The organism is Streptomyces sp. NPDC030820 (genome assembly GCF_055572075.1).
Genome location: NZ_JBVIEB010000022.1, coordinates 69,437 through 91,437, shown reverse-complemented (window position 1 = coordinate 91,437; position 22,001 = coordinate 69,437). Strand labels below are relative to the sequence as shown.

At 74.1% G+C, this 22,001-nt stretch carries 8 protein-coding genes; all 8 read right to left on the bottom strand.

Translation table 11 applies throughout. The features are described 5' to 3' along the window. Nucleotides 1-19: 19 nt before the first annotated feature. The 8 genes from ACZ418_RS39255 to ACZ418_RS39220 all read right to left on the bottom strand — a co-directional run bounded on the left by ACZ418_RS39255 (nucleotide 20) and on the right by ACZ418_RS39220 (nucleotide 21,908). The gene (locus tag ACZ418_RS39255; RefSeq protein ID WP_468372707.1) at nucleotides 20-13,924 is read right to left on the bottom strand and encodes an SDR family NAD(P)-dependent oxidoreductase; all 13,905 of its coding nucleotides are present in this window, start codon (nucleotides 13,922-13,924) and stop codon (nucleotides 20-22) included. A gap of 167 nt (nucleotides 13,925-14,091) precedes the next feature. Then, nucleotides 14,092-15,816: a fatty acyl-AMP ligase gene (locus ACZ418_RS39250; RefSeq protein ID WP_468372704.1), complete on the bottom strand. Its 1,725-nt coding sequence runs from the start codon at nucleotides 15,814-15,816 to the stop codon at nucleotides 14,092-14,094. Between the two features lie 337 nt (nucleotides 15,817-16,153). Next, nucleotides 16,154-16,534, bottom strand: coding sequence for a helix-turn-helix domain-containing protein (locus ACZ418_RS39245; RefSeq protein WP_468372701.1), 381 nt, complete (start codon nucleotides 16,532-16,534; stop codon nucleotides 16,154-16,156). A 93-nt stretch (nucleotides 16,535-16,627) separates the two neighbouring features. Continuing rightward, a complete protein-coding gene (locus ACZ418_RS39240; protein ID WP_468372698.1) occupies nucleotides 16,628-17,821 on the bottom strand; it encodes an MFS transporter in 1,194 nt (397 codons plus the stop codon). After that, nucleotides 17,821-18,324 carry a GNAT family N-acetyltransferase gene (locus ACZ418_RS39235; protein ID WP_468372695.1) on the bottom strand — a complete coding sequence of 168 codons (504 nt, stop codon included), beginning with the start codon at nucleotides 18,322-18,324 and terminating at the stop codon, nucleotides 17,821-17,823. The genes ACZ418_RS39240 and ACZ418_RS39235 overlap by 1 nt, the downstream gene beginning before the upstream one ends. Before the next feature lies 1 nt (nucleotide 18,325). Then, nucleotides 18,326-19,582 carry a type III PLP-dependent enzyme domain-containing protein gene (locus ACZ418_RS39230; RefSeq protein ID WP_468372694.1) on the bottom strand — a complete coding sequence of 419 codons (1,257 nt, stop codon included), beginning with the start codon at nucleotides 19,580-19,582 and terminating at the stop codon, nucleotides 18,326-18,328. Further along, nucleotides 19,579-20,871 (bottom strand): DUF6271 family protein, encoded by a 1,293-nt coding sequence (locus ACZ418_RS39225; protein WP_468372691.1) that lies wholly within the window; start codon nucleotides 20,869-20,871, stop codon nucleotides 19,579-19,581. Before ACZ418_RS39225 ends, ACZ418_RS39230 begins: the two co-directional genes overlap by 4 nt. After that, nucleotides 20,868-21,908, bottom strand: a complete 1,041-nt coding sequence (locus ACZ418_RS39220) for a phytanoyl-CoA dioxygenase family protein (RefSeq protein WP_468372688.1) — start codon at nucleotides 21,906-21,908, stop codon at nucleotides 20,868-20,870. The genes ACZ418_RS39225 and ACZ418_RS39220 overlap by 4 nt, the downstream gene beginning before the upstream one ends. Between the last annotated feature and the right edge of the window lie 93 nt (nucleotides 21,909-22,001).

The window sequence follows — 22,001 nt, the reverse complement described above, 5'->3', positions numbered from 1 at the left end:
TCCTTGCTGCGGGACGTCCTCATTGCTGCTCCCAGGACCGGAACGCCCTCAGGTGGTCCGGTGTGACCACGGCCTCCAGGCGCTCGTCGTCCTGGTCACCGCCGCCGAGCGCGGCCACCAGTCGCCGCGCCGGTGCGTTGCGCTCCGTGCGCTCCGCCGTCAGCCGGACCTTCGCGCAGCCCAGTTCGTCGGCACGGTCGGCCAGCCACTGCAACAGGCGTTCCTCGACCCCTCGGCCGAGCGCCCGGCAGCTCATCAGCCAGCCCAGGACCTCGAGTTGGTCACGGTCCGCGCACAGGGCGAGCAGGGCGATCTGGCCGTAGTCGCCGAACCGGTCCCGGGCCGCCGCCGTCCACACCTCGCCCCGCTGCCGCCAGCGGGCGACGTCGCCGCCGTCGGCCGACCGGGCGTGGAGCGTGAACTGGTTGGTGCGCCGGACGAGTTGCTCGGCCCGCGGCACGTCGGCCTCGGACAGCGCCCGGATGTCGACCTCCAGCTCCAGCTGCGCGAGGAACTCCTCGAACCCGGCCGCTGCGCGGACGGCCTCCCGCTCCCGCTCCTGCGCGTAGAACCGGGCCCGCAGCGCGTCCTCGGCGGTCGCCGCCGCTGGGACCAGCGGCCACAACCGGCCCAGGAACTCCTCCAGTTCGTCGGCGGACGGGCAGGTCACCGACAGCACCTGCGGCAGCGCGGAGCGCACCTTGGCGATCTCGGCGTGGTTGTCGTCCAGGAACAGGAAGCTGTCCAGGCCGAGGTCGAGCGTGCTTGCGGCCTCGGCCAGGCGGCCCGGCTTCGGTCCCCAGGCGGCCGACAGCACGCTGAAGTGCTCCGCCTTCAGCAGGCTGTCCGGGCGGTCCAGGACGGCGCGGACCGTGGCCTCGTCGTTGTTGCTGACGAGCGCCAGCAGCGCGCCCGCCTCGCGCCACTGCAGCAGCCTGCGCGCGAGCAGGGCGCGCGGGCCGGTCAGGTCGACGGCCTCGGGGCCGATCTCGCCGGCGACCCCGCCCCACAGGGTCTCGTCGCCGTCCACCGCGATCACCTTGGGCGTGGGGCGCAGCACCGCCCGTACGACGTCGGCGAGGCGCAGCGCGACGGCCGCCTGGAAGGGCGGGGTGAAGGGCAGGTGGGCCAGCCGCTCGGTCCGCTCGTCGAAGCGTTCCCCGCCCGGGTGGTGCCGGGTCCAGTCGTCGGGGCCGAGCACCGCGATGCCGGGCAGGCCGGCCAGGTCGGCGGCGACCTCGCGCTCCCACCGCGTCAGTCGGTCCTCCTGACGGGCGGCCGGCAGGAAGCCGACGATCAGCGGCTTGCGGGTGCGTTCCGACAGGGCCTTCAGCGCGGCCGGGTAGGCGGTGCGCAGCTCGGCGAGCAGCGCGTCGTCGACCGGGCCGAAGCGCTCCAGGTCCACCGCCCGCAGCAGCACCGCGCCCACCGCGGTCGCGGGGTCGGCGAAGACGCCCGAGGGGTCCTGGATACTCGCGAGCACGTGGTGGTACGGCGCCTCGGCGATCGCCACTCCGCCGTCCGCGGCCCCGTCCTCGACGGCCGCCTCGCACATCACCGGGAGGTTGCCGAGGGCGAAGGTGGCGGCGAGGGCCAGGGACCGGCGAGGTGCCGGCGCCGTACCCGCGGGAGCCCGGATGCCGGCGCGCGCCGGTGCCGCGGGGTCCTCAGCCGCCTCCCCGAGCAACCGCAGGAACTCCTCCCCCAGTTCGGCGGTGGTCGCGGCGTCCAGGATGTCCAGGTTGTGGTCGAGCCGGATGCGTGCCGCGTCCGGGGTCATGGTGATCATCAGGTCGAGGTCGGAGTAGCCGGTGCCGGCCGGCAGCACCTCCAGCCGGGTGAGGTGGCGCGAGGACCGTACGTAGTTGAAGTAGACCTCGACGAGCGGCGCGTTCTCCCGGTGCAGGCCCTGCCGGGCCAGGGTGGCCAGGACGTCGGAGAACATGGCGCCCTTGGCCAGGACCCGCTGCAGGCGCGCGTCGGTGCGGCGCAGCACCTCGGCGACCTGTTCGCCCGCGCGGGCCTCGGCAGGGAACGGCACCGGCACGCCGAAGAAGCCCACCGCGTCGTACGCGTCGGCGTGGATGCGGGTGTCCACGGGCACGGCGAGCACGAACCGCTCCCGTTCCCGCTTTCCGGCCAGCAGCACCGTCAGGGTGCCGAGGCAGAAGGCGGCGGGGGTGACGGCCAGTCGGCTCGCGGCCGCCGCGACCCGTTCCATCAGCCCGTCGGGAATCGTCACGGTCGCGCTGCCGGCCCGGTAGGACCGGGTCGCCGGGCGCGGCTGGGCCAGCTCCAGGTCGAGCCGTTCGCTGCCGTGGAAGTGCTCGCGCCACTCGGCGGTCGCGCCCTCACCGCCCTGCTGGGCCTCGACGAGCAGGGCGATGTCACGGTTGGTGACGGCGGCGTCGAGGGGGGTGCCGGACAGTTCCGCGTCGATCTCCCCGGCCACGAGCAGCAGCGACTGCAGGTCGCTGACGGCGTGGTGGGCGCCGAACACCAGGATCTGGCCGTGTGCACCGCCGTCCACCAGCTCGAACCGCCACAGCGGTGTCGTCGCCAGGTCGAACGGCGGCTCCAGCAGGGTGCGCAGGCGCTCGGCGCCGTCGAGTGGGCCTTCGACGGCCGTGCAGCGCAGCACCGGCTGCGCCGGCTCCCGGTCCACGCGCAGCTGCCGTACGCCTTCGGCGCCGGTGACGATCGCGGTGCGCAGGGCCGCGTGTCGCGCGACGAGCCGGGTGAGGATGCCGGTGAGCGTCTCCGGGGTGGTCGGCGCGGTCAGCCGTACGGCGAGGCCGATGCCGTGTGCCGCGTCCGGCATGCCCGGCCGGGCGCTGCGCAGCAGTCGTACGACGTCGCGCGGCGCGGGCCGCAGTTCGGTCTCCGGGACCTCACCCGCGAGGTCACGGGAGTCCTCCCGCGCCACGGCCCCCCGCTCCGGAAGGCCCTCGGCGAGGGCGCGGGCGAGGCCGCGGATGTCGGACGCCGCGAACACGTCCGCGGCCGGGAGCTCCACGCCCAGTTCGCGGACGAAGGCGTTGCGCAGCCGCACCAGCATCAGGGAGTCCAGGCCCAGTTCCTTCAGGGCCGTGGTCGCCGACCCGTCGACCACTCCGCCGGAGACCTCGCCGACCCGGGCCCGGACGTACGCCTCCAGCCAGGTGGCGCGGTCCTGGTCGGTCGTCGCCGCGAACACCTTCTTGACGAGGTCGTCCGAGGCGGCCGTGCCGGTCTGGACGGTGACCAGGTCGCCCAGGATCGGGCGGGTGCGCACGGCGTCGGGGACGAGCGTCAGCATCTCCCGGTCCAGGGCGATCGGCGCGAGCTGGCGGCGGGCGGTGGCCAGCACCCGCTCGAACAGCTCGCCGCCCTCCTGCGGCGAGAAGGCGACCAGGCCCGAGCGGCTGGTCTCGGCGGCCCGGGTGCCGGACCCGGCGACCATGCCGACACCGGCCCAGGCACCCCAGTCCAGGCTCAGCGCCCGGCGGTCGGTGCGGGAGAGGTGGTGCGCCCAGGCGTCGAGGAAGGCGTTCGCCGCCGAGTACGGGCTCTGCCCGGCCGACCCGAGGAGTCCGGCCGCGGAGGCGAACAGGACCAGGTTCCGGGCCTCCGGGATCAGCTCGGTGAGGAGGGCGGTGCCCAGGACCTTGGGGGCGAGGACGCGCAGGACGCGTTCGTCGGTCAGGTTCGCCACCGTGGCGTCGTCGAGCACACCGGCCGCGTGCACGACCGTGGCGATCGGGCCACAGGTGTCGCGTACGGCGTCCAGGGCGGCCGTGAGACTCTCCCGGTCGGCGACGTCGGCGCGGGCCAGGTGCACGGTGACGCCCCGCTCTTCGAGACCCGTGATCCAGTTCCTGGCCTCCGCGTCGGGCGTGCCCCGGCTCATGAGGGCCAGCCGGCGGGCCCCGCGGCGGACCAGCCGCTCGGCGACGACGCGGCCGAGGCCGCCCAGACCGCCGGTGATCAGGTGCACACCGTCCGCGGAGGTCTCGCCGTGACCGCCGTCGTCCGGGCGGGTGTGGGCCAGGCGCGGCACCAGGCGGCCGGTGCCGCGCAGCGCGACGAGCCGTTCGTCGTCGGCGTGCCTGAGCTGGGTCCACAGGGCGTCGACGCCGTCGGTGGGCGGCAGGTCGATCAGGGTGGCCGACAACTCCGGGTACTCCTGCGCCACCGCGAGCCCGAAGCCCCAGGCGAGCGCCTGCTGCGGGTTGGTCACCCAGGTGCTGTCACCGGCGGCCTGGCTGCCGCGCACGACCACGAACAGGCGCGGAGCCCGGCCCTGCGGACGGCCGGCGAGGGCGCGCACCAGGTGCAGGGTGCTCAGGCAGCACAGCCGCGCCGCCTGCTCGGCCGATCCGGTGTCGCCGATCGCCGGGGCGTCGAGGGCGGTCAGCTGGACGACCTGCTCGGGCGACCCGTCCGCGAAGGCCTCCGCCAGCAGCCGGGCCAGGTGGTCGGGGTCGGCCGGATCGAGGACGTAGCGGCCGGGCCCCTCGACGGCGAAGGCGCTGCCCCGGCGGGCGATGACGTGCGGCACCGAGGAGCCGAGTCGCTCGCCGAGCGCGTCCGCCACCCCGGTGTCGTCGGCCAGGATCAGCCAGCTGCCCTGGACCGGCGGTTCCTGCGCCACCGGGCGCGGCTGCCAGCGGGTCTCGAAGAGGGCGCCGTCCAGCGGCGAGAGCGCGGCCAGCCGGAACTCCTCGATCTCGAGGAGGAGTTGCTCGTCCTCGTCCCAGATCCTGAGGTCGAGGGTGGCGGTGTCGCCGGACACGGAGCGCAGTTCGCAACTGGTCCAGGCAGGCGTGGTACGCAGGCCGGTGAACCGCAGCCGTGCCGCCCCGGCGGGCACGAACGCCCGGCCCTCGGGCGCCTCCTGGGGCAGGGCGGCCGTGTGGAACGCGGCGTCGAGGACCGCGGGGTGCAGCAGATGACCCGCGGCGGGCCTGGCGGCCAGTCGGCCCAGGGCCGCCGAATGGCCGCGGCGGCCCTGCTCCAGGCCCCGGAAGGCGGGGCCGTAGTCGATGCCGAGGGCGGTCAGCCCGGCGTACACCGCCGGCAGGTCCACGTCCTGCGTGCACCGCTCGCGCACGGTGGCGAGCCGCACGTCGTCGAGCCGCACGTCGGCAGGGGGCTGCTCGCCGGTCACCGCGATGCGCCCGCTGACGTGCCGCTCCCACCGCGGGCGCCGCTCACCGGCGGCCGCGGAGGCGACGGTGAAGGACCGGAAGCCGTCCCTGGCGGGCCGCAGCGCCAGCTGCACCCGTACGGGCCGTTCGGGATCCAGCCGCAACGGCTGCACGAACTCGATCTCGCACAGGTGGACTTGGCGACCGTCCTGCACCGCGGTGGCGGCCTCCAGCACCATGTCGAGGAAGGCCGCGCCGGGCAGCCAGACCTCGCCGTCCACCCGGTGGTCGGTCAGATAGGCGAAGCGGCTGTCGCGCAGGTCGATGTCGCTCTGGAAGAGGTGCCGGTCGGGCTCGTCGCTGGACTCGACATGCGTGCCGAGGAGCGGTGAGGAGCCCGTGGCGGTGGCCGGGGCGGGCGTGAGCCAGTGGCGTTCGCGGGCGAAGGCGTACGTCGGCAGATCGACGCGACGGCCGTGCGGGAACAGCACCGCCCAGTCGGGCGTGTGGCCCGCGACGTACAACTCGCCGACCCTGCGCAGCAGCATGTCGGGTCCGTCCTGCTGGCGGCCCAGCGAGCCGACGCAGGCCACGTCCATCCGGGCCTCGGCCGCCACCGCCTCGATGGACGACAGCAGCGACGGGTGCGGGCTGAGCTCGACGAAGTAGCGGTAGCCGTCGTCCAGCATCCGTCGGACGGTGTCGGCGAAACGGACGGGCTGCCGGAGGTTGGCGTACCAGTAGTCGGCGTCCAGTCGGTCGCCGGAGACGGGTTCGGCCAGCACCGTCGAGTACAGCGGGGTCGGCGCCTGTGCGCCCCGGATGCCGGAGAAGCGGTCGAGCAGTTCCGTGCGCAGAGGTTCCATCAGCGGGGTGTGCGAGGCGAACGGCGTCGACAGCAGTCGTACGGCGATCCCCCGCTCCTCGAGCCCGCGGCGCAGCTCGGCCAGCGCGTCGGCGGCGCCCGAGACGGCCGTGGAGCCCGCGCTGTTGACCGCGGCGACGAACAGCCGGTCCGCGTAGGGGACGAGCAGTTCCTCGACCTGCGCGCGCGGCAGTTCCACCGCGACCATGCCGCCCTGCCCGACCAGCGGGACGACGGCCTGGGCCCGCCCGGTCACCACGGCCACGGCGTCGTCCAGGCCGAGGGCGCCCGCGCTGTACGCGGCGGCGATCTCGCCCAGGCTGTGCCCGACCACGGCGTCCGGGGCGACGCCGAGCGTCCGCCACGCGGCGGCCAGCGCCGCGTTGACCGCGAACAGCACCGGTTGCAGGCACTCGGTCCGGTGGAGCGGGGAGAACTCCTCCGGCGCCCGCAGCGCGTTGAGCACCGACCAGCCGACGTGCCGCTGCACCGCCTCGTCGATCCGGTTCAGCTCCTCGCGGAACGCCTCCGAGCCGGCCAGCAACTCCAGGCCCATGCCCGGCCATTGGCCGCCGTGCCCGGAGAAGACGAAGGCCACCTTGCCCGTCTCCTCCTCGCGCGGCGTGGCCGGCTGCGCCCGTCCGCTGCCCACCGCGTCGAGCACGGCGCGCAGTTCGTCCAGGTCGCCCGCCGTGACCGCCGCCCGCCAGGGGAAGTGGCTGCGGTGCCGGGCCAGGGTGTAGGCGACGTCCGGCAGCGCGGTGTCCCCGGTCAGGTGCCGGGCCAGCCGTGCGGCCTGCCCTCGCAGCGCGGCCTCGCTCCGCCCGGACAGGAGGAACAGCCGCTTGCCGGACGGAAGTTCACCTGCGTAGTGGGGCTCCGGCGCGGACGGCGGGGCCTCCTCGACGATCACGTGGGCGTTGGTCCCGCTGATCCCGAAGGCGCTCACCCCGGCCCGCCGGACGCGCTCGCCCGCCGCCGGCCAGGGCACGGCCTGCTGCAGCAGGTGCAGGCCGCTGCCGTCCCACTCGACGTGCCTGCTGGGTGTGCCGGCGTGCAGGGTGGCCGGCAGCATCCGGTGGCGCAGCGACTGCACCACCTTGATCAGCCCGGCGATGCCCGAGGCGGCCTGCGTGTGCCCGAGGTTGGACTTGAGCGAGCCCAGGTACAGCGGGCGGTGCCGGGGGCGGGAGCCACCGAAGACCTGTGCCAGGGCGTTCGCCTCGATCGGGTCGCCCAGCGTCGTGCCCGTGCCGTGCGCCTCCACGTAGTCGATGTCGGCGGGTTCGAGGCCGGACAGCTCCAGGGCCCGCCGGATCACCTGTTCCTGCGCCGGGCCGTTGGGCGCGGACAGGCCCTGGCTGCGGCCGTCCTGGTTGACGGCCGTGCCGCGCAGCACCGCAAGCACCTCGTCGCCGTCCCGCCGCGCGTCGCTCAGCCGCTTCAGTACGAGCATGCCGGCGCCCTCGGCCCAGACGGCGCCGTCGGCGTCGTCGGAGAAGGAGCGGCAGCGGCCGGTCGGGGACAGGCCCCGCAGCCGGCTGAACTCCACGAAGGTCTGCGGGGTCACCATGAGCGTCACACCGCCGGCCAGCGCCAGGTCGCACTCGCCCGAGCGCAGCGCCTGCGCCGCCAGGTGCACCGCGACGAGCGACGAGGAGCACGCCGTGTCCACCGTCAGCGCCGGGCCGTGCAGCCCGAGCGCGTACGCCAGCCGGCCCGAGGCCACGCTGAGCGCCGACCCGGTGCCGACGTACCCGTCCAGCTGGTCGAGCCGGGAGCCCGACAGGTAGTCGCTGCCGAACATGCCGACGTACACGCCGGCGGTGCTGCCCGCCAGTTCGGCGGGCACGATCCCGGCGCGCTCCAGCGCCTCCCACGCGGTCTCCAGCAGCAGCCGCTGCTGCGGGTCCATGGCGGCGGCCTCCTTCGGGGTGATGCCGAAGAAACCTGCGTCGAAGGACTCGATGTCGTCCAGGAAGCCGCCCTCCCGGGCGTAGGACTTGCCCGGGGCCTCCGGGTCGGGGTCGTACAGCGACTCGACGTCCCAGCGCCCGGCCGGGAACGGGCCGATCGCGTCACGGCCCTCGGCGACCAGCCGCCACAGCTCCTCCGGGTCGCCCACGCCGCCCGGCAGGCGGCAGGCCATGGCCACCAGGGCGACCGGCTCGTCGGACGCCGCGGTGCGGGTGTGCGGCGCGGCGGGCGCGGGACGGCGGGCGGTGGGGCCGTCGGCCGCGATCACGGTGGCCAGCAGGTGCTCGGCGAGGCGGGCCGGGGTGGGGTGGTCGAACAGCAGGGTGGCCGGGAGCCGGGAGCCGAGGCGGGCACCGATGCGGTTGCGGAGCTCCACCGCCGTCACCGAGTCCATGCCGAGGTCGCGCAGCGGCTGGTCGGGGCGGACGGACTCCGCCGAGCGCAGACCGAGGGCGCGGGAGGCCTCCTCGCGGACCAGGGCCAGGACGCGGCCTGTGCGCTCGGCCTCCGGCAGCCGGGCCAGCCGGTCGGCCAGGCCGTCCGCGCCGTCCTGCCCGGTGCGGGGCGCGGGCAGCAGCGAGCGCCACAGCGCGGCGGCACTCCCGCCCGCGCCGGCCGTGGTCTCGCGCAGGCGGGGCAGGTCCAGCGCCCACGCGACCAGGTGCGGGGCGTCCCGGCGCAGAGCGAGTTCGACGAGGTCGCGGCCCTGTTCCGGGGTGAGGGCGCGGTGGCCGAGGCGGGCCATCCGCTCCAGGTCGGCGTGTTCGGCGGCGAGGCCCTCGCCCGCCCAGGCGCCGAAGGAGACCGACACTGCGGGCAGGCCCAGGGCGCGCCGGTGGTGGGCGAGTTGGTCGAGGAAGGCGTTGGCGGCGGCGTAGTTGGCCTGGCCCGCGTTGCCGACGACACCGGCGGCGGAGGAGACCAGCAGGAACAGGTCGAGCCGCGCGCCGGCGGTGAGCCGGTGCAGATGGGCGGCGCCGTCCACCTTGGGGCTGAGCACCCGCGCGAGGCGTTCGGGGGTCAGCTCGGCGACCACCCCGTCGTCCAGGACGCCGGCGCAGTGCACGACGCCGCGGAGTTCGCCGACGACGTCGGCGACGACGTCGGCCAGGGCCGCCGGGTCGCCGACGTCGCACGCCGCCACCTCGACCTCGGCGCCGAGCGCGGTCAGTTCCGCGGTGACCTCGGGCGTACGCGGGTCGTCGGCTCCGCGCCGGGACGTCAGCAGCAGGCGGGGCACGCCCCGTTCGGCGAGCAGCCGGGCGATGTGGCGTCCGACGGCGCCCAGGCCTCCGGTGATCAGTACGGTGCCGTCGACGGGTGTCCGCGCGCGGTCCGTGTCGGCGGCGCGGGCGCGCACGAGCCGGGGCACGAGCAAGGTGCCCGCGCGCCCGGCGAGTTCGGGCTCGCCCTCGTGAGCGGCGGCGGCGAGCAGGGCGGCGGCGGGATCGGTGTCGTCGAGGTCGAGCAGCGTCAGCCCGAGGTCCGGATGCTCGGCACGGGCGCTGCGGGCCAGGCCCCACAGCGCCGACTGGGCGAGGCTCGGCACGGTGTCCCGGTCGCCGGCCGCGACCGCGCCGCGGGTCACCCAGATGGTCCGGGCGGGTGCCTGCTCCTGTGCGAGGAGTGTCTGCAGTTCGGCCAGGGCGGTTTCCGTCACCTCCCGTGCGGCGGCGGCCGGTTCGGCGTCGGGCGCCGGCCGCGGCCAGAAACGTACGAGGACCTCGCCACCCGTGTCCCGCACCTGGCCCCCCACCGCTTCCAAGCGGCGCGAGGCCACAACGGCGTCCGCGGTGGACGCGTCATCCACGGCGGTCGGGTCACCTGTCGCCAACTCCCCTGCGCCGACGTCTGCTCCGGCATCGGGCGCCGGCCGCGGCCAGAAACGTACGAGGACCTCGCCACCGGTGTCGCGCACCTGGCCCCCCACCGCTTCGAGGCCGCGCAGGGCCGCGACGACGTCCGGGTCGGACGGGTCGCCGACGACGGTCCAGGCACCGGCCGGTGCCTCGACGGGCGGTTCGGGCGCGGCCGTCCAGGCCACCTCGTACAGGTGCCGCCCGTTGCCCGAACCACCGGCGAGGTCCGCCGGGCTCGCGGCCCGCAGCCGTACCCCCTCCAGCCGGCCCGCGGGGAAGCCGTCGGCGTCCCACAGCGTCACGTCCAGCGTGAGATCCGTGTCGGCGGCGCCGGTGCGGCGCACGGACACGGTGAGGTCGTCGGCGCCGCCGTGCGACAGTGAGGCGCGGCCCACGGCCACCGGAAGGAGCACCAGGCCGTCGGAGGCGGCGCCCCCTTCGAGGGCCGCGGCCACGTGCAGCGCGGCGTCCAGGAGCGCCGGGTGGACCGGGTAGGGGTCGGCCAGGTCGCGGGCCACGGACGGCAGTGACAGCCGGGCCAGCAGCTCGCCCGCGCCGGTCGCCACCGCCTCCCGTACGCCCTGGAAGGCCGGACCGTAGCCGAGGCCGAGCCCGGTCAGCCGCTCGTAGGTGTCCGGGCTCCAGGCGGGCTCCGCCGCCCCGGGCCACACCGGCGGCTGCCCCGCCACCGGGGGCGCCCCGGCCGCCGAGGCGGTGGCGTGCAGGGTCCAGCCGGTGGCCTCCTGGCCGCGCGGGCGGCTGTGCACGGTGATCTCCGGTGCCGGGCCGGCGGTGACCACCTCGACGGACACCTCGACCGTGCCGGAGGCGGGCAGCACGAGGGGTGCGAGCAACAGCAGGTCGGTCAGGTCGGCCGGGTCGTCCGGGCGGGCCACGGCGAGGGCGGCCCGGCACAGCTCCAGCAGGGTCGTGCCGGACACCACGGTCCGGCCGAACACGGTGTGGTCGGACAGCCAGTCGGCGGTGGCCGGGGACCACTCGTTGCGGAAGGTCCAGCGGGTCTCGTCGGCCGACTGCAGCTGGACGCCGAGCAACGGGTGCGCGGCGCGGTCGAACAGGCCGGGGCCGCCCGAAGCGGACTCGGGTGCGATCCAGTGGCGCCGGGTGTCCCAGGCGTAGGTCGGCAGGTCCGCCCCGACGGTGTCGGCGACCAGGCGCCGCCAGTCCATCAGCCGTCCGTGCACGTGGAGTTCGGCGGCGGCGCGGTCCAGGCAGGCGGTTCCGTCCTCGTCGCGGCGCAGGGAGCCGACGGCGACCAGCTCGTGGCCGGACTCCTCACCGATCGTGTGCAGGGCGGTGAGCAGGGACGGATGCGGACTGAGTTCGACGAAGTGGCGGTAGCCGTCGGCCGCCATGCGCTCCACCGCGGGCGCGAAGCGGACGGGTTCGCGCAGGTTGGTGTACCAGTAGTCGGCCTCCAGCTCCTCGGTGACCGGCTCGCCGGTGACGGTGGAGTACCAGACGACCGGCGTGGGGTACGTCGTCACGCCGTCGAGCTCGTCGAGGATCGTCGCGCGGACCGGCTCGACCCGGGCGCTGTGGGAGGCGTAGTCGACGTCGAGGCGGCGGACGAAGACCTGTTCCCGGTCGAGGTCGGCGAGCAGGCCCTCCAACGGCTCCACGGCACCGGCGATCACGGTCGCCCGGCCGCTGTTCACGGCGGCGACCGAGACCCGGCCGCCGAGGCCGTCGAGGCGGGTCGCGACCTCGGTGTGCGGCAGGCCGACGACGGCCATGGCGCCGGTGCCGGACAGCTGGGTCAGGGCCCGGCTGCGCAGGGCGACCACCGCGGCCGCGTCGTTGAGGCTGAGCGCGCCGGCGACGCAGGCCGCGGCCACTTCGCCCTGGCTGTGCCCGATCACGGCGTCCGGCCGGACGCCACGGGCCCGCCACACGGCGGCCAGGGACACCATCACCGCGAAGAGCACCGGCTGGACGACGTCGACGCGGTCCAGGGACGGGGCTCCCGCCTCGCCGCGCAGCACCGCCGCCGCGGACCAGCCGGTGAACGGTCGCAGGGCGGCGTCGCAGCGGTCGAGTTCGTCGGCGAACACGGGGTCGCGTGCGAGCAGGTCACGGGCCATGCCGGCCCACTGGGCACCCTGGCCGGGGAAGACGAAGGCCACCTTGCCCGCGGGCAGTGTCCGCCGGGGGCCGGCGGTCGGGCCGGTGTCGGGCCGGCCCTCCGCGAGGGCCCGCAGTGCGGTCAGCAGTTCGTCCCGGCCGGCCGCCTGGACGACGGCACGGTGCTCGAAGTGGGTGCGGTGGTGGGCCAGCGTCGCGGCCACGGCGGGCAGCGGCAGCTCCGGCCGCGCGGCGAGACGTGCGTGCAGCCGGGCGGCTTGTCCCTGGAGCGCGGGGAGCGTGCGGGCGGAGAGCGGGAAGAGCGTCGGGCCGGGCGGCTCCGCCTCCGCCCCGGCCGGTGCGGCGACGTGCTGCGGTGCCTCCTCCAGGACGTCCTGCGGTGCCTCCTCCAGCACGACGTGCGCGTTGGTGCCGCTGATGCCGAACGCGCTCACCCCGGCCCGCCGCACCCGGTCGCCGCCGCGCGGCCACGGCCGGGCGCTGCCGTGCACGGCCAGGCCGCTGCCCGCCCAGTCGATGTGCTCCGTGAGGGTTTCGGCGTGCAGGGACGGCGGTATCAGCTCGTGCCCGAGGGCGAGCACCGTCTTGATCACGCCGCCGATGCCCGCGGCGGCCTGGGTGTGACCGATGTTGGACTTCAGCGAGCCGACGCCGAGCGGGCGGTCGGCGGGGCGGCCCGGTCCGAAGACGGCGGCCAGTGCGCGCCCCTCGATGGGGTCGCCGAGCGGGGTGCCGGTGCCGTGCGCCTCCACGTGGTCCACGTCGCCCGGTGCGAGTCCGGCGGCGTCGAGGGCAGCGCGCAGCACCCGTTCCTGCGCCGGGCCGTTGGGGGCGCTCAGCCCCTGGCTGCGGCCGTCCTGGTTGATGGCCGAGCCCTTGACCACGGCGAGCACCCGGTCGCCGTCGCGGCGGGCGTCGGCGAGCCGCTTGAGCAGCACCACACCGCAGCCCTCGGCCCACACCACGCCGTCCGCGTCGGCCGAGAAGGGGCTGCACCGCCCGGACGGCGACAGCCCGCGCAGCCTGCTGAACTCCACGTGCCCGCGCGGGGTCACCAGCAGGCTCGCGCCGCCCGCGAGAGCGAGGTCGCACTCGCCTGCCGCCAGCGCGCGGACCGCCAGGTGCAGGGCGACGAGGGAGGAGGAGCAGGCGGTGTCGACGGTGACCGCCGGGCCCTGCAGACCGAGGGTGTAGGCGATGCGCCCGGAGGCCACGCTGGACGCCGAGCCCGTGCCGACGTGCCCGTCGAGCTGGGCCAGCGAGGCGGAGGCGAGGTATCCGCTGTCGTACAGGCCGATGTAGACGCCCGTGGAGCTTCCGTGCAGCGTCTCGGGAACGATCCCGGCTCGCTCGATCGCCTCCCAGCTGGTCTCCAGCAGCAGCCGCTGCTGCGGATCCATGGCGTCGGCCTCGCGGGGCGAGATCCCGAAGAAGGCGGCGTCGAAGCGGTCGATGCCGTCGAGGAAGCCGCCGCGCAGCGTGTACGCCTTTCCGGTGGCCTCGGGGTCGGGGTCGTAGAGGCCCTGGGTGTCCCAACGGCCCGCCGGTACCTCACGGATGGCGTCCTCGCCGCCGGCGAGCAGCCGCCACAGCCCTTCGGGGTCGTCGGCGCCGCCGGGGAAGCGGCAGGCCATGGAGACGATGGCGATGTCGTCGTCCGCCGCCCGCGGCGGAGCCTCGGCCGAGACCGGGCCGGCCGCCGGGGCGGGCGGCTCGCCGAGGACCGCGTCGGCGAGCGCGGCGATCGTAGGGTGGTCGAAGACGAGCGATGGCTCCAGTGGTCGGCCGGTCCGTGCGGAGAGTTCGGCGGCCAGCGTCACCAACTGGCGTGATCCCAACCCGAATTCCGCGATCGGCCGGTACGGGTCGACGGCCAGCGGGTCGAGCCCTGCGGCCTCGGCGACGGCCGACCCCAGCCAGGCCCGTACGTCCTCGGCGGTGGTGAGGGGCGTGGTGGTGGACTGCTTCCGGGGCTCGTTCGCAGGCATCTGGGCAGGTGTCCTCTAGCAACGGTGATGCGGGCGGATTCCGCACGACCGCATGCGGCAGCGGCGTACGGCATGGAATCGGGTGACGTACGGCCGCGAAGGGCGGACGTACGGGCGGCGCGACGGGCGGGCCGCCGCCGGCGCGGGCGGGCGCCGGCGGCGGTGGGTCATCCCGTGACGGGCACGTCGACCACGGCGAGGGTGCCGTCGAGGTAGGCCGCCCGGGAGGCGCGACGCTGGATCTTCCCGCTGGACGTCTTCGGGATGGTGCCGGGGTGGACCAGCACCACGTCCCGCACCGACAGGCCATGGGCCTCGCCGAGCGCGCTGCGCACCAGGTCGGTGATCTTCTCGGCCTCGCCGGCCGCCTCGGGCGCCAGTTCGGCCACGACGACGACCTGTTCGCCGTCCACGCCGGCGTCCACGGAGAACGCGGCGGTGCAGCCGGGCCGCAGTGCCGGGTGGCACAACTCCGCGGACAGCTCCAGGTCCTGTGGGTAGTGGTTGCGCCCGTCGATGACGACGAGGTCCTTCAGGCGGCCGGTGACGAACAGTTCGCCGTCCCGCAGGAAGCCGAGGTCGCCCGTGCGCAGGAAGCGGCCCTCGCGGCCGGTCAGGGTGGCGCGGAAGGTCTCGCGGGTGGCGAGGGTGTTGCGCCAGTAGCCCTTGGCCACGCTCGCGCCGGCGATCCAGATCTCGCCGACCTCGCCGTCGGGCAGTTCCTCCTGCCGCTCGGGGTCGGCGATCACCACGGTGATCCCGGTCCCGGGCCGGCCGCAGCCCACGGCGGCCGCGTCCGCCTCGCCGGCGTGCGGGCCGGTCTCGGCGGCCTCCAGCAGGGTGGGCGGGGCGTCCACCGCACCGCCGGTGACCATCAAGGTGGCTTCGGCCAGGCCGTAGCAGGGGTAGAACGCCTCATGGCGGAAGCCGGCCGCGCGGAAGGTCTCGGTGAACCGTCGCAGCGTGGCCGCGCGCACCGGTTCGGCGCCGTTGAAGGCGACCTTCCACGCGCTCAGGTCGAGGCTGTCGATCAGGTCGGCGGTGGCGTGCTTCAGGCACAGCTCGTAGGCGAAGTTTGGGCCGCCGCTGGTGTGCGGCCGGTAACGGCTGATCGCGGTCAGCCAGCGGTCGGGGCGCTGCAGGAAGTGCAGCGGCGAGAAGAGCGTGGCCGTGGCGCCCAGGTACAGCGTGTTCAGCACCGGGCCCATGAGGCCCATGTCGTGGTAGACGGGGAGCCAGCTGAGGATCAGTTCCCCGCCGTGCTCGGCGAGGGCGTCCGGGGTGTGGCCCATCCGCTCGGTGATGATCCGCTCGTTGTCCAGCAGGTTGCCGTGGGTGACCACCACACCGCGCGGGGCGGAGGTGGAACCGGAGGTGTACTGGAGGAAGGCCACCGAGTCGGCGGTGAGGTCGGGGGCGTGCCAGGAGCCGGCCGCGTCGTCGGGGATGTCCTCGGTGGCGACGCGGGGGACCGTGTCCAGTTCGGGCAGGTGCTCGCTCCCTGTGCGCAAGGCGCGGATGACTTCTCGGCCGCCGAGGATCACCTTGGCGTCGGAGTCGGCCATCAGACGCTTCATCCGGATCAGGGCACGGTGGTTCTGCGACCGTCCCTGCGGGGGCACGCCCGGTACGGCGACCACGCCGGCGGCGAGGCAGCCCAGGAAGGCGGAGACGAACTCCAGGCCGGGCGGATGGAGCAGCAGGGCGCGCGAGCCGGCCAGGCCGCGGTCCTGGAGCCAGGCGGCTACGGCCCGGGAACGGTGGGCCAGTTGGCCGTAGGAGATCTCCTGGATGTCCCCGTCGCAGTCGCCGGTGAGGAGGTACCGGTAGGCGGTACGGTCGGGCTGTTGCTGGGCGTGTACGGTCAGTAATTCGACCAGGGAACGAGCCATGTGTCGAGTCCCACCTGTCCGGGTCAGCGGGTGAGGGAACTGGAGTTCGACGGCCGCGTGATGCCCACGCGCAGAAGCCGTTGACCCGGCCCCCTTGCCAGGTCATCCGTCTCGCCACTCGCCCGGAGGCGAGCTGGCCACAGGTCTCCCCCGTGTCCCCCCACTCAACTTGCTACCAATGAGTAACACCATAACAAGTCCCGCCGGTCGACGGGTCGAACACATGTAAACGCTACGTGTCCAAAAGGAGTTGGCTGTCCGCGGCCCCGCTGGGCCGACTCACAGGTCCGGTTCTCAGGTACGAACGTGCAACAAACGGAAGGCAGTTCACGCTCGGTCAGGCGGCGAGGCAGAGGCCGTCGTACCGTGCCGTGGGCGAGGTGCGGCCTCGGCCCACCCGGCTCCGGGCGTGCCGGGCCAGCTCTTCCTGGACGAGCGAGAGCAGGTCGGCGAGGCCGAGCCCGAGGGCCTGGGCGGCGGCCGCGAGCACCTCGGAGGAGGCCTCCTTGCGTCCGCGCTCCAGCTCCGACAGGTACGGCATCGAGATCCGGGCCGCCTCCGCGACGTCCTTCAGCGTGCGCTCCTGGGCGAGCCGCTCGCGCCTCAGCACATCGCCGACGAGGTCGCGCCACAGGGGTTCCCGCGGCGCTGGTGTCTGTGGGGCTCCCGCCCGTCGCAGGGGGATGACGCGGGCTTCGTTCGGCGCATGGGTGCTCACTCCTTCAGCCTAGGGATCCGAGGCGCCGGAGGAAGGGAGCGGCGTTCTGCCCTGGGTGAAGCATCATGCAGAACCGCCGCTGTCCCAAGATCCTCACGGGCCGCTGAACGAAGGGCGGGGTTCGGCCGCGGGTGCCGGGGTGCGGTGGTCGGGCCAGGGAATCCGGAACGCGGTCAGCGTCACGATCAGGGCCGACGCGGCAATGGTCGCCATGCCGAGGGTGAGGCTCGTGGCGCTCGCGACGAAGCCGATCAGGGCCGGGCCCGCCAGCAGGCCGGTGGTGCCCATCGCGGCGACCAGCGCCAGGGCGTCGGAGCCGTGGCCGGCGGCCGCGACGTAGACGCACGGGGTGACGGCGGCCGCGCCGAGGCCGACGCAGGCGAAGCCGAGGAGGGTCGGGACGAGCCCACCGCTGAGAAGGGCGAGGGACAGTCCGGCGGCGGCGACCGCGCTGCCGGCCCGGACCACCCGGCCGTCGCCGAAGCGGGTGCGCCAGCGGTCGGCGCACACCCGGGCCAGCAGCATCATCGCCGAGACGACCGCGATGCCCAACGGGGCCACCGTCGCGGACGCCTTGACCACGTCCTTCAGATAGAGCGTCGACCAGTCGTTCATCGCGCCCTCGGTGATCGTGCCGAAGGCCATGGCGCAGCCCATCAGCAGGGTCGTCCAGGAGGGAAGGCTCCGGCGGCGGTTCCGCTGCGGCCCGCCCGGCATCCCGGGTTCGGGGTGGGTGAGCAGCCCGGAGCGGGCGGCGGCGAGCAGGAGCAGCAACAGGGCCCCGGCCACGGTGAAGTGCGTCGGCACCGACGCGGTCAGCGTGGTCACGCCCGAGGTCAGCAGGGCGCCGGCGAGCAGACCGGCGCTGAACGTGGCGTGCAGCTGGGACATGGCGGTGCGCTCGTACGCCTTCTCCAGCGCGGCGCCCTGGGCGTTCATCGCGACGTTGAGGCAGCCGACCGCGACTCCGTCGGCGCAGACGGCCAGGAGGGCGAGCGGGTAGTTCGGTACGGCGGACAGGGCGGCCAGGATCGCGATGAGACACCCGGCCGAGGCCAGGGACAGCCGCCGGGAGCCGAGGCGGCGCATCAAGGCGGCGACCAGTGGGAAGGAGGCCGCCGCGCCGGCCCCGCAGACCATCAGCAGCAGGCCCACCTCCCCGGCTCCCAGGTCCAGCCGGGTCTTGAGCGCGGGAAGCCGGGAGACCCAGGTGCCGTACTGGAGGCCCAGGAAGCAGAACAGCGCCGCGATCGACCACTTGGCGCGCGGGAAGGAGGGTGTGGGCATCAGCTCGCCTTCCGTACGGCGGCGAGCTGCGCCGACATGTACACCGCGCCGCTGCCGTAACCGGCGGGCAGGTGTGCCTCGTGGTGTGGACGGTAGCCGTTGGCCCGCCAGAAGGACTCCTTGCCGGCGACCGCGATCAGGGACATGGTCTCGAAACCGCGGGTGCGGGCCACGTCCGTCAGATGGCGGGCCAGTCGGCTGCCGAGGCCTCTGCGCCGCATGGGCGCGGTGATGACGAGGTCGTGCAGGTGGAGGTTGGAGGAGCAGTGGGGGGTCTTTTCCGGCCGGGTCAGGTCGGGGTAGCGGAATCTCGGGTAGGGCAGGGCCAGGGCATAGCCCGCGATCCGGCCGTCGAGGTCCAGGACGAAGCAGGTGCCCGCGAAGGCCCGGGAGCGCAGCGCGGCCTCCCCCTCCGTGAGCGCGGTGTCCGCGTAGGCCTCCGCTTCCAGGGCCACGACGTCGGGCCAGTCGGCCTCGGTGATGCCGCGTATCAGGTGTGTCATGTCAGTGGTGTCCTTCCTGGCCACGGACGCACACGCAGGGCAGGGGGCGGATGCCGTTGAAGCCCTGGGTCGTATAGCTGGTGGCATAGGCGCCGGCGGAGAGGATCCACACCGGGTCGCCGGAGGTGACGGACGCCGGCACGCGCACCGGGTACCGGCCCTCGCCGTAGGCGTCGTCGCTGTCGCAGGTGGGGCCGGCCACGATCGCGGAGACGTACTCCTGTGCTCCGAGGTGGTCCGGAAACACCATGCGGTGCGTCAACTGGTCCATCTCGTAAAGTCCGTTGAACTTGCCGCAGCTCAGGTAGAGCCAGTGGGCATCGGTGCCGTCCGGCTGCCTGCGGCGGGTCAGGCGGGAGACGTGGGCGCGGACGACACCGTGGTCGGCGACCAGGTGACGGCCCGGTTCCATGACGAAGGCCAGCGGGGAGGTGAGGTCGCGCAGCCGGTCCATGCCCTCGCGCAGCACGGTGAAGATCTTGTCCAGGGGCGGATCGAGGGGGTCGCCGTGACGGTCCTGGTACCCGAGCGCGGGCAGGCCGCCGCCGAGGTTGATGTGGTCGGGCACGATTCCCCGCCCGGCCAGCGCCGTCAGGGTCCCGGCGAGGGTGTCGAGGGCCTGCTGCCAGGCCTCGCCGGTCATCTGCTGGGAGCCGACGTGCACGGACAGACCGGCCGGGGTGAGTCCGGCCGCGCGGGCCGTCGCCAGCACCCGGACGGCGTCGTCGGGGGCGCAGCCGAACTTGCGGTTCAGGCCCCACAGGGCGCCGTCACCTCCGGTGGCCAGGCGGCAGAACACCCGTGCGCGGGGCGCGTGCGCGGCGATGGCGGTGACGTCCTCGACGCTGTCGGTGGCGAACGTGCGGACACCCAGGCGGTGGGCTTCGGCGATGTCTCGGTCGGACTTGATGGTGTTGCCGTAGTGGATGTGGTCTGGGTGCGCGCCGGCGTGGAGGGCCTGGGTGATTTCGGCGGGGCTTGCCGCGTCGAAGCCGGCGCCTGCGGCGGCCAGACAGCGGAGGACTCCGTCCACGGGGCAGGATTTCAGGGCGAAGCGGACTTGAATTCCGGGCAACTCGGTGAGCAGGGCGTCGTATTGGTGCTCTATGCCGGTGAGGTCGTAGATGATGCGGTCGGTTTCGGCTGCGGCCAGAGATTCGCCCAGTGCGCCTATGGATGTGCCGCGAAATGCCGTCGTGCGGCTGCGGGTCTTGTGTGGCTTGTCGCGCAGTTCCCCGCGCCCCTTTGGGGCGCTCATGTTCGGGCCGCTTCCATAAGAGTCGGCCAAGCCTCGGCCAGGTACGCGTAGTCCGCGATGTCCGACTCGGCCTCGTTCAGTAACCGGTCGCGCTCCTCGGCCAGTTGGTCGGCGAACGCGGCGTAACGGCCGCCCAGTTTGCGGTACGCCGTGTCCACCCGGTCCAGGCGCCAGACGTTCTCCGCGCGGTCCAGGCCGGTGCTCTCCCGCAGGAACTCCACGATCCGGTCGGCCCGTGCCTGGTGCCGCTCGTCCAGCAGACCGGCGCCCTCGTCCGCCATCCGGTCGTAGACGTGGTGGAAGTAGAGCATCGACAGCAGGAACTTCACGAAACGCCGCTGGTAGGCGGGGAAGCCGGTGTCGGTGCGGCGTTCGGGGGTGTGGAAGTTCTCGATGTGGCGGTTGTGCAGGATGCCGGGCAGGGCGGCGTCGTGGACCAGGTGGAGGAGGAAGTAGTCGCTGCCGATGGTGTCGGTGGCGGGTGGGAGCGGGACGCGTGCGTAGATCGCCTGGTCGAAGGCGATGTTGCACATGTCGACACGCATCGGGTCGACCACGGTGAGGGTCGCCCGGTCGCCGGTGAAGGGTGCCGTGCCCGCGCCGGTGAAGGACTCCTCGACCAGGTGCCGTTTGCGTTCCTCGGGCCAGTCGCCGGGCGCCCAGAGGCTGACGACGTCGTGGTAGATGCCCTCGTCCCGGCGTCGTATCTCCCCTATGTCCACGGAGAGTTCGCCGACGAAGGAGGCTCCGGCCAGGGACACCGGGCGGCCCAGCAGCGCCGGGTCGAGGTCGGTGCGCAGGCCGCCGGCCGTGGCCTCGGCGGCGGGGCGGCCCAGCCAGGGCAGCTCGTGGTGGACGGGGAACACCGGCTGTCCGGCGTGGAGTTGGTAGGTGCTGTCGGAGTCCCTGCGGTGCAGCGAGCGGCAGCCGAGGGCGGCGGCCAGCAGGAAGGCGCGGTTGGTGCAGGCGCCGTAGGAGACGGTCGGCGGGAGCATGAGGTGGAGCAGGCGGTCGGGCTCGGGGAGGTCCGCGCGCTCTATCGTCCGGCGAAGGAAGGTCCGCTGCCGGGACTCGTCGAGGTGGTGGACGGTGACGCCGGGTACCGGATGGAGTCCGGCGACGACCCTGGCGTGTTCGGCGCGGGTGCGGTCGTCGGAGGAGTCGAGGATCAGTAACTGGACGTCGGCGCCGAAACGCTGGGCGGCGTAGGCGGCCTCGCCGTTGATCGCGGTGAGGGTGGCGGAGCAGGCCCGGTTGGTCGGCAGGCAGAGGCAGATCCGGTGGTTCACTGCGCCTCTTCCGCCGTGGCGGTCCAGGAGTCCAGGCCGAGCAGTCTTCTGCCGAGCGGGGTGAGCGTGGCGGGCCCGTAGCGGTCGGCCTCCGGCCGGCGGGCGTCGCCGAGGAGGGTGGCGTTCCAGTCGGGGGTCGCGAGGGTGCGCCAGGAGTCGATCCGGGAGTCGCGCAGGGTCGTGTGCTCCTCCAGCGCGGGCATCATCGACAGGTACTGGACGGCTCGGACAGCGTTGTCAGAGAGGTTCGGTGCCACGCCGTGCGCCAGCAGCCCGTTGAAGATGAGCAGGTCGCCGGCCTGGAGGTCGGGGCGGATCACCGGGAACTCGGCGCGGTCGGTGCCGGGGCGGACCGGGTCGCGGCCGGGCGGCTGGGCCACACGCCACTCCTCGAAGCGGCGGAAGAGCTCGGGGGCGCACTGGAAGCCGCCGAGTTCGGGCCGGGTGTCGCCCAGGGCGATGATGCCCTGCACGCGCTGCGGGAGGACGGCGAGGGTGGTGTCGACGTCCCAGTGCAGCTCGATGTCGAAGCCCTCGTCGGTGGGTTCGATCAGGGAGCGGGAACGGGTGCGTGTGTTGGGCGGGTTGAGGTTGAGCCGGTCCAGGGTGACCCACAGCTCCTCGCAGTCCCATACGTCCACGAACGCGTCGTAGACCCGCCGGGTCTGGCGGCTGTCCCAGATGAGCTGGTGGTGGTAGGCCTCGACGAAGCCGTAGATGAACAGATGCCGGTCGAGTTCGGAGCGGAACTGCGGTTCCTCGTACCAGGTGTCGGGGCGGTCGGGGTCGAGGCCCTGGAACTGCCAGGCGAAGTCGAGGAGTTGTTTGGCCTCGCCGGGGGTGATGGCCTCGCGGACGACGACGTAGCCGTAGGTCTGCCAGAAGGCGAAGTCCGCTTCGGAGAGCACCCTGAGGGGCTGGGACTTCTCGATGTGGCGCAGGGGGGTCGGGGCGAGGTAGGTCTCGCCGTCGGCGCTGAAGTAGGGGCGGGTGGAGACGGCTCGGTGGAGGTGGGGGTGGGGGTGGGGCGTCGGCATGCGATTCCTCTGGAACACAAGGTGCGGTTGGGATCCGGGAAAAGGGGCAAGGTCGAGCGGGCCGCCCGCTCCTGCGGGCGGCCGGTGCGGCAA

Excerpts from the sequence above, each read along its gene's own strand:
- ACZ418_RS39255 (WP_468372707.1), bottom strand. The coding sequence starts at position 13,924 with ATGCCTGCGAACGAGCCCCGGAAGCAGTCCACCACCACGCCCCTCACC.
- ACZ418_RS39220 (WP_468372688.1), bottom strand. The coding sequence starts at position 21,908 with ATGCCGACGCCCCACCCCCACCCCCACCTCCACCGAGCCGTCTCCACC.
- ACZ418_RS39250 (WP_468372704.1), bottom strand. The coding sequence starts at position 15,816 with ATGGCTCGTTCCCTGGTCGAATTACTGACCGTACACGCCCAGCAACAG.
- ACZ418_RS39240 (WP_468372698.1), bottom strand. The coding sequence starts at position 17,821 with ATGCCCACACCCTCCTTCCCGCGCGCCAAGTGGTCGATCGCGGCGCTG.
- ACZ418_RS39235 (WP_468372695.1), bottom strand. The coding sequence starts at position 18,324 with ATGACACACCTGATACGCGGCATCACCGAGGCCGACTGGCCCGACGTC.
- ACZ418_RS39230 (WP_468372694.1), bottom strand. The coding sequence starts at position 19,582 with ATGAGCGCCCCAAAGGGGCGCGGGGAACTGCGCGACAAGCCACACAAG.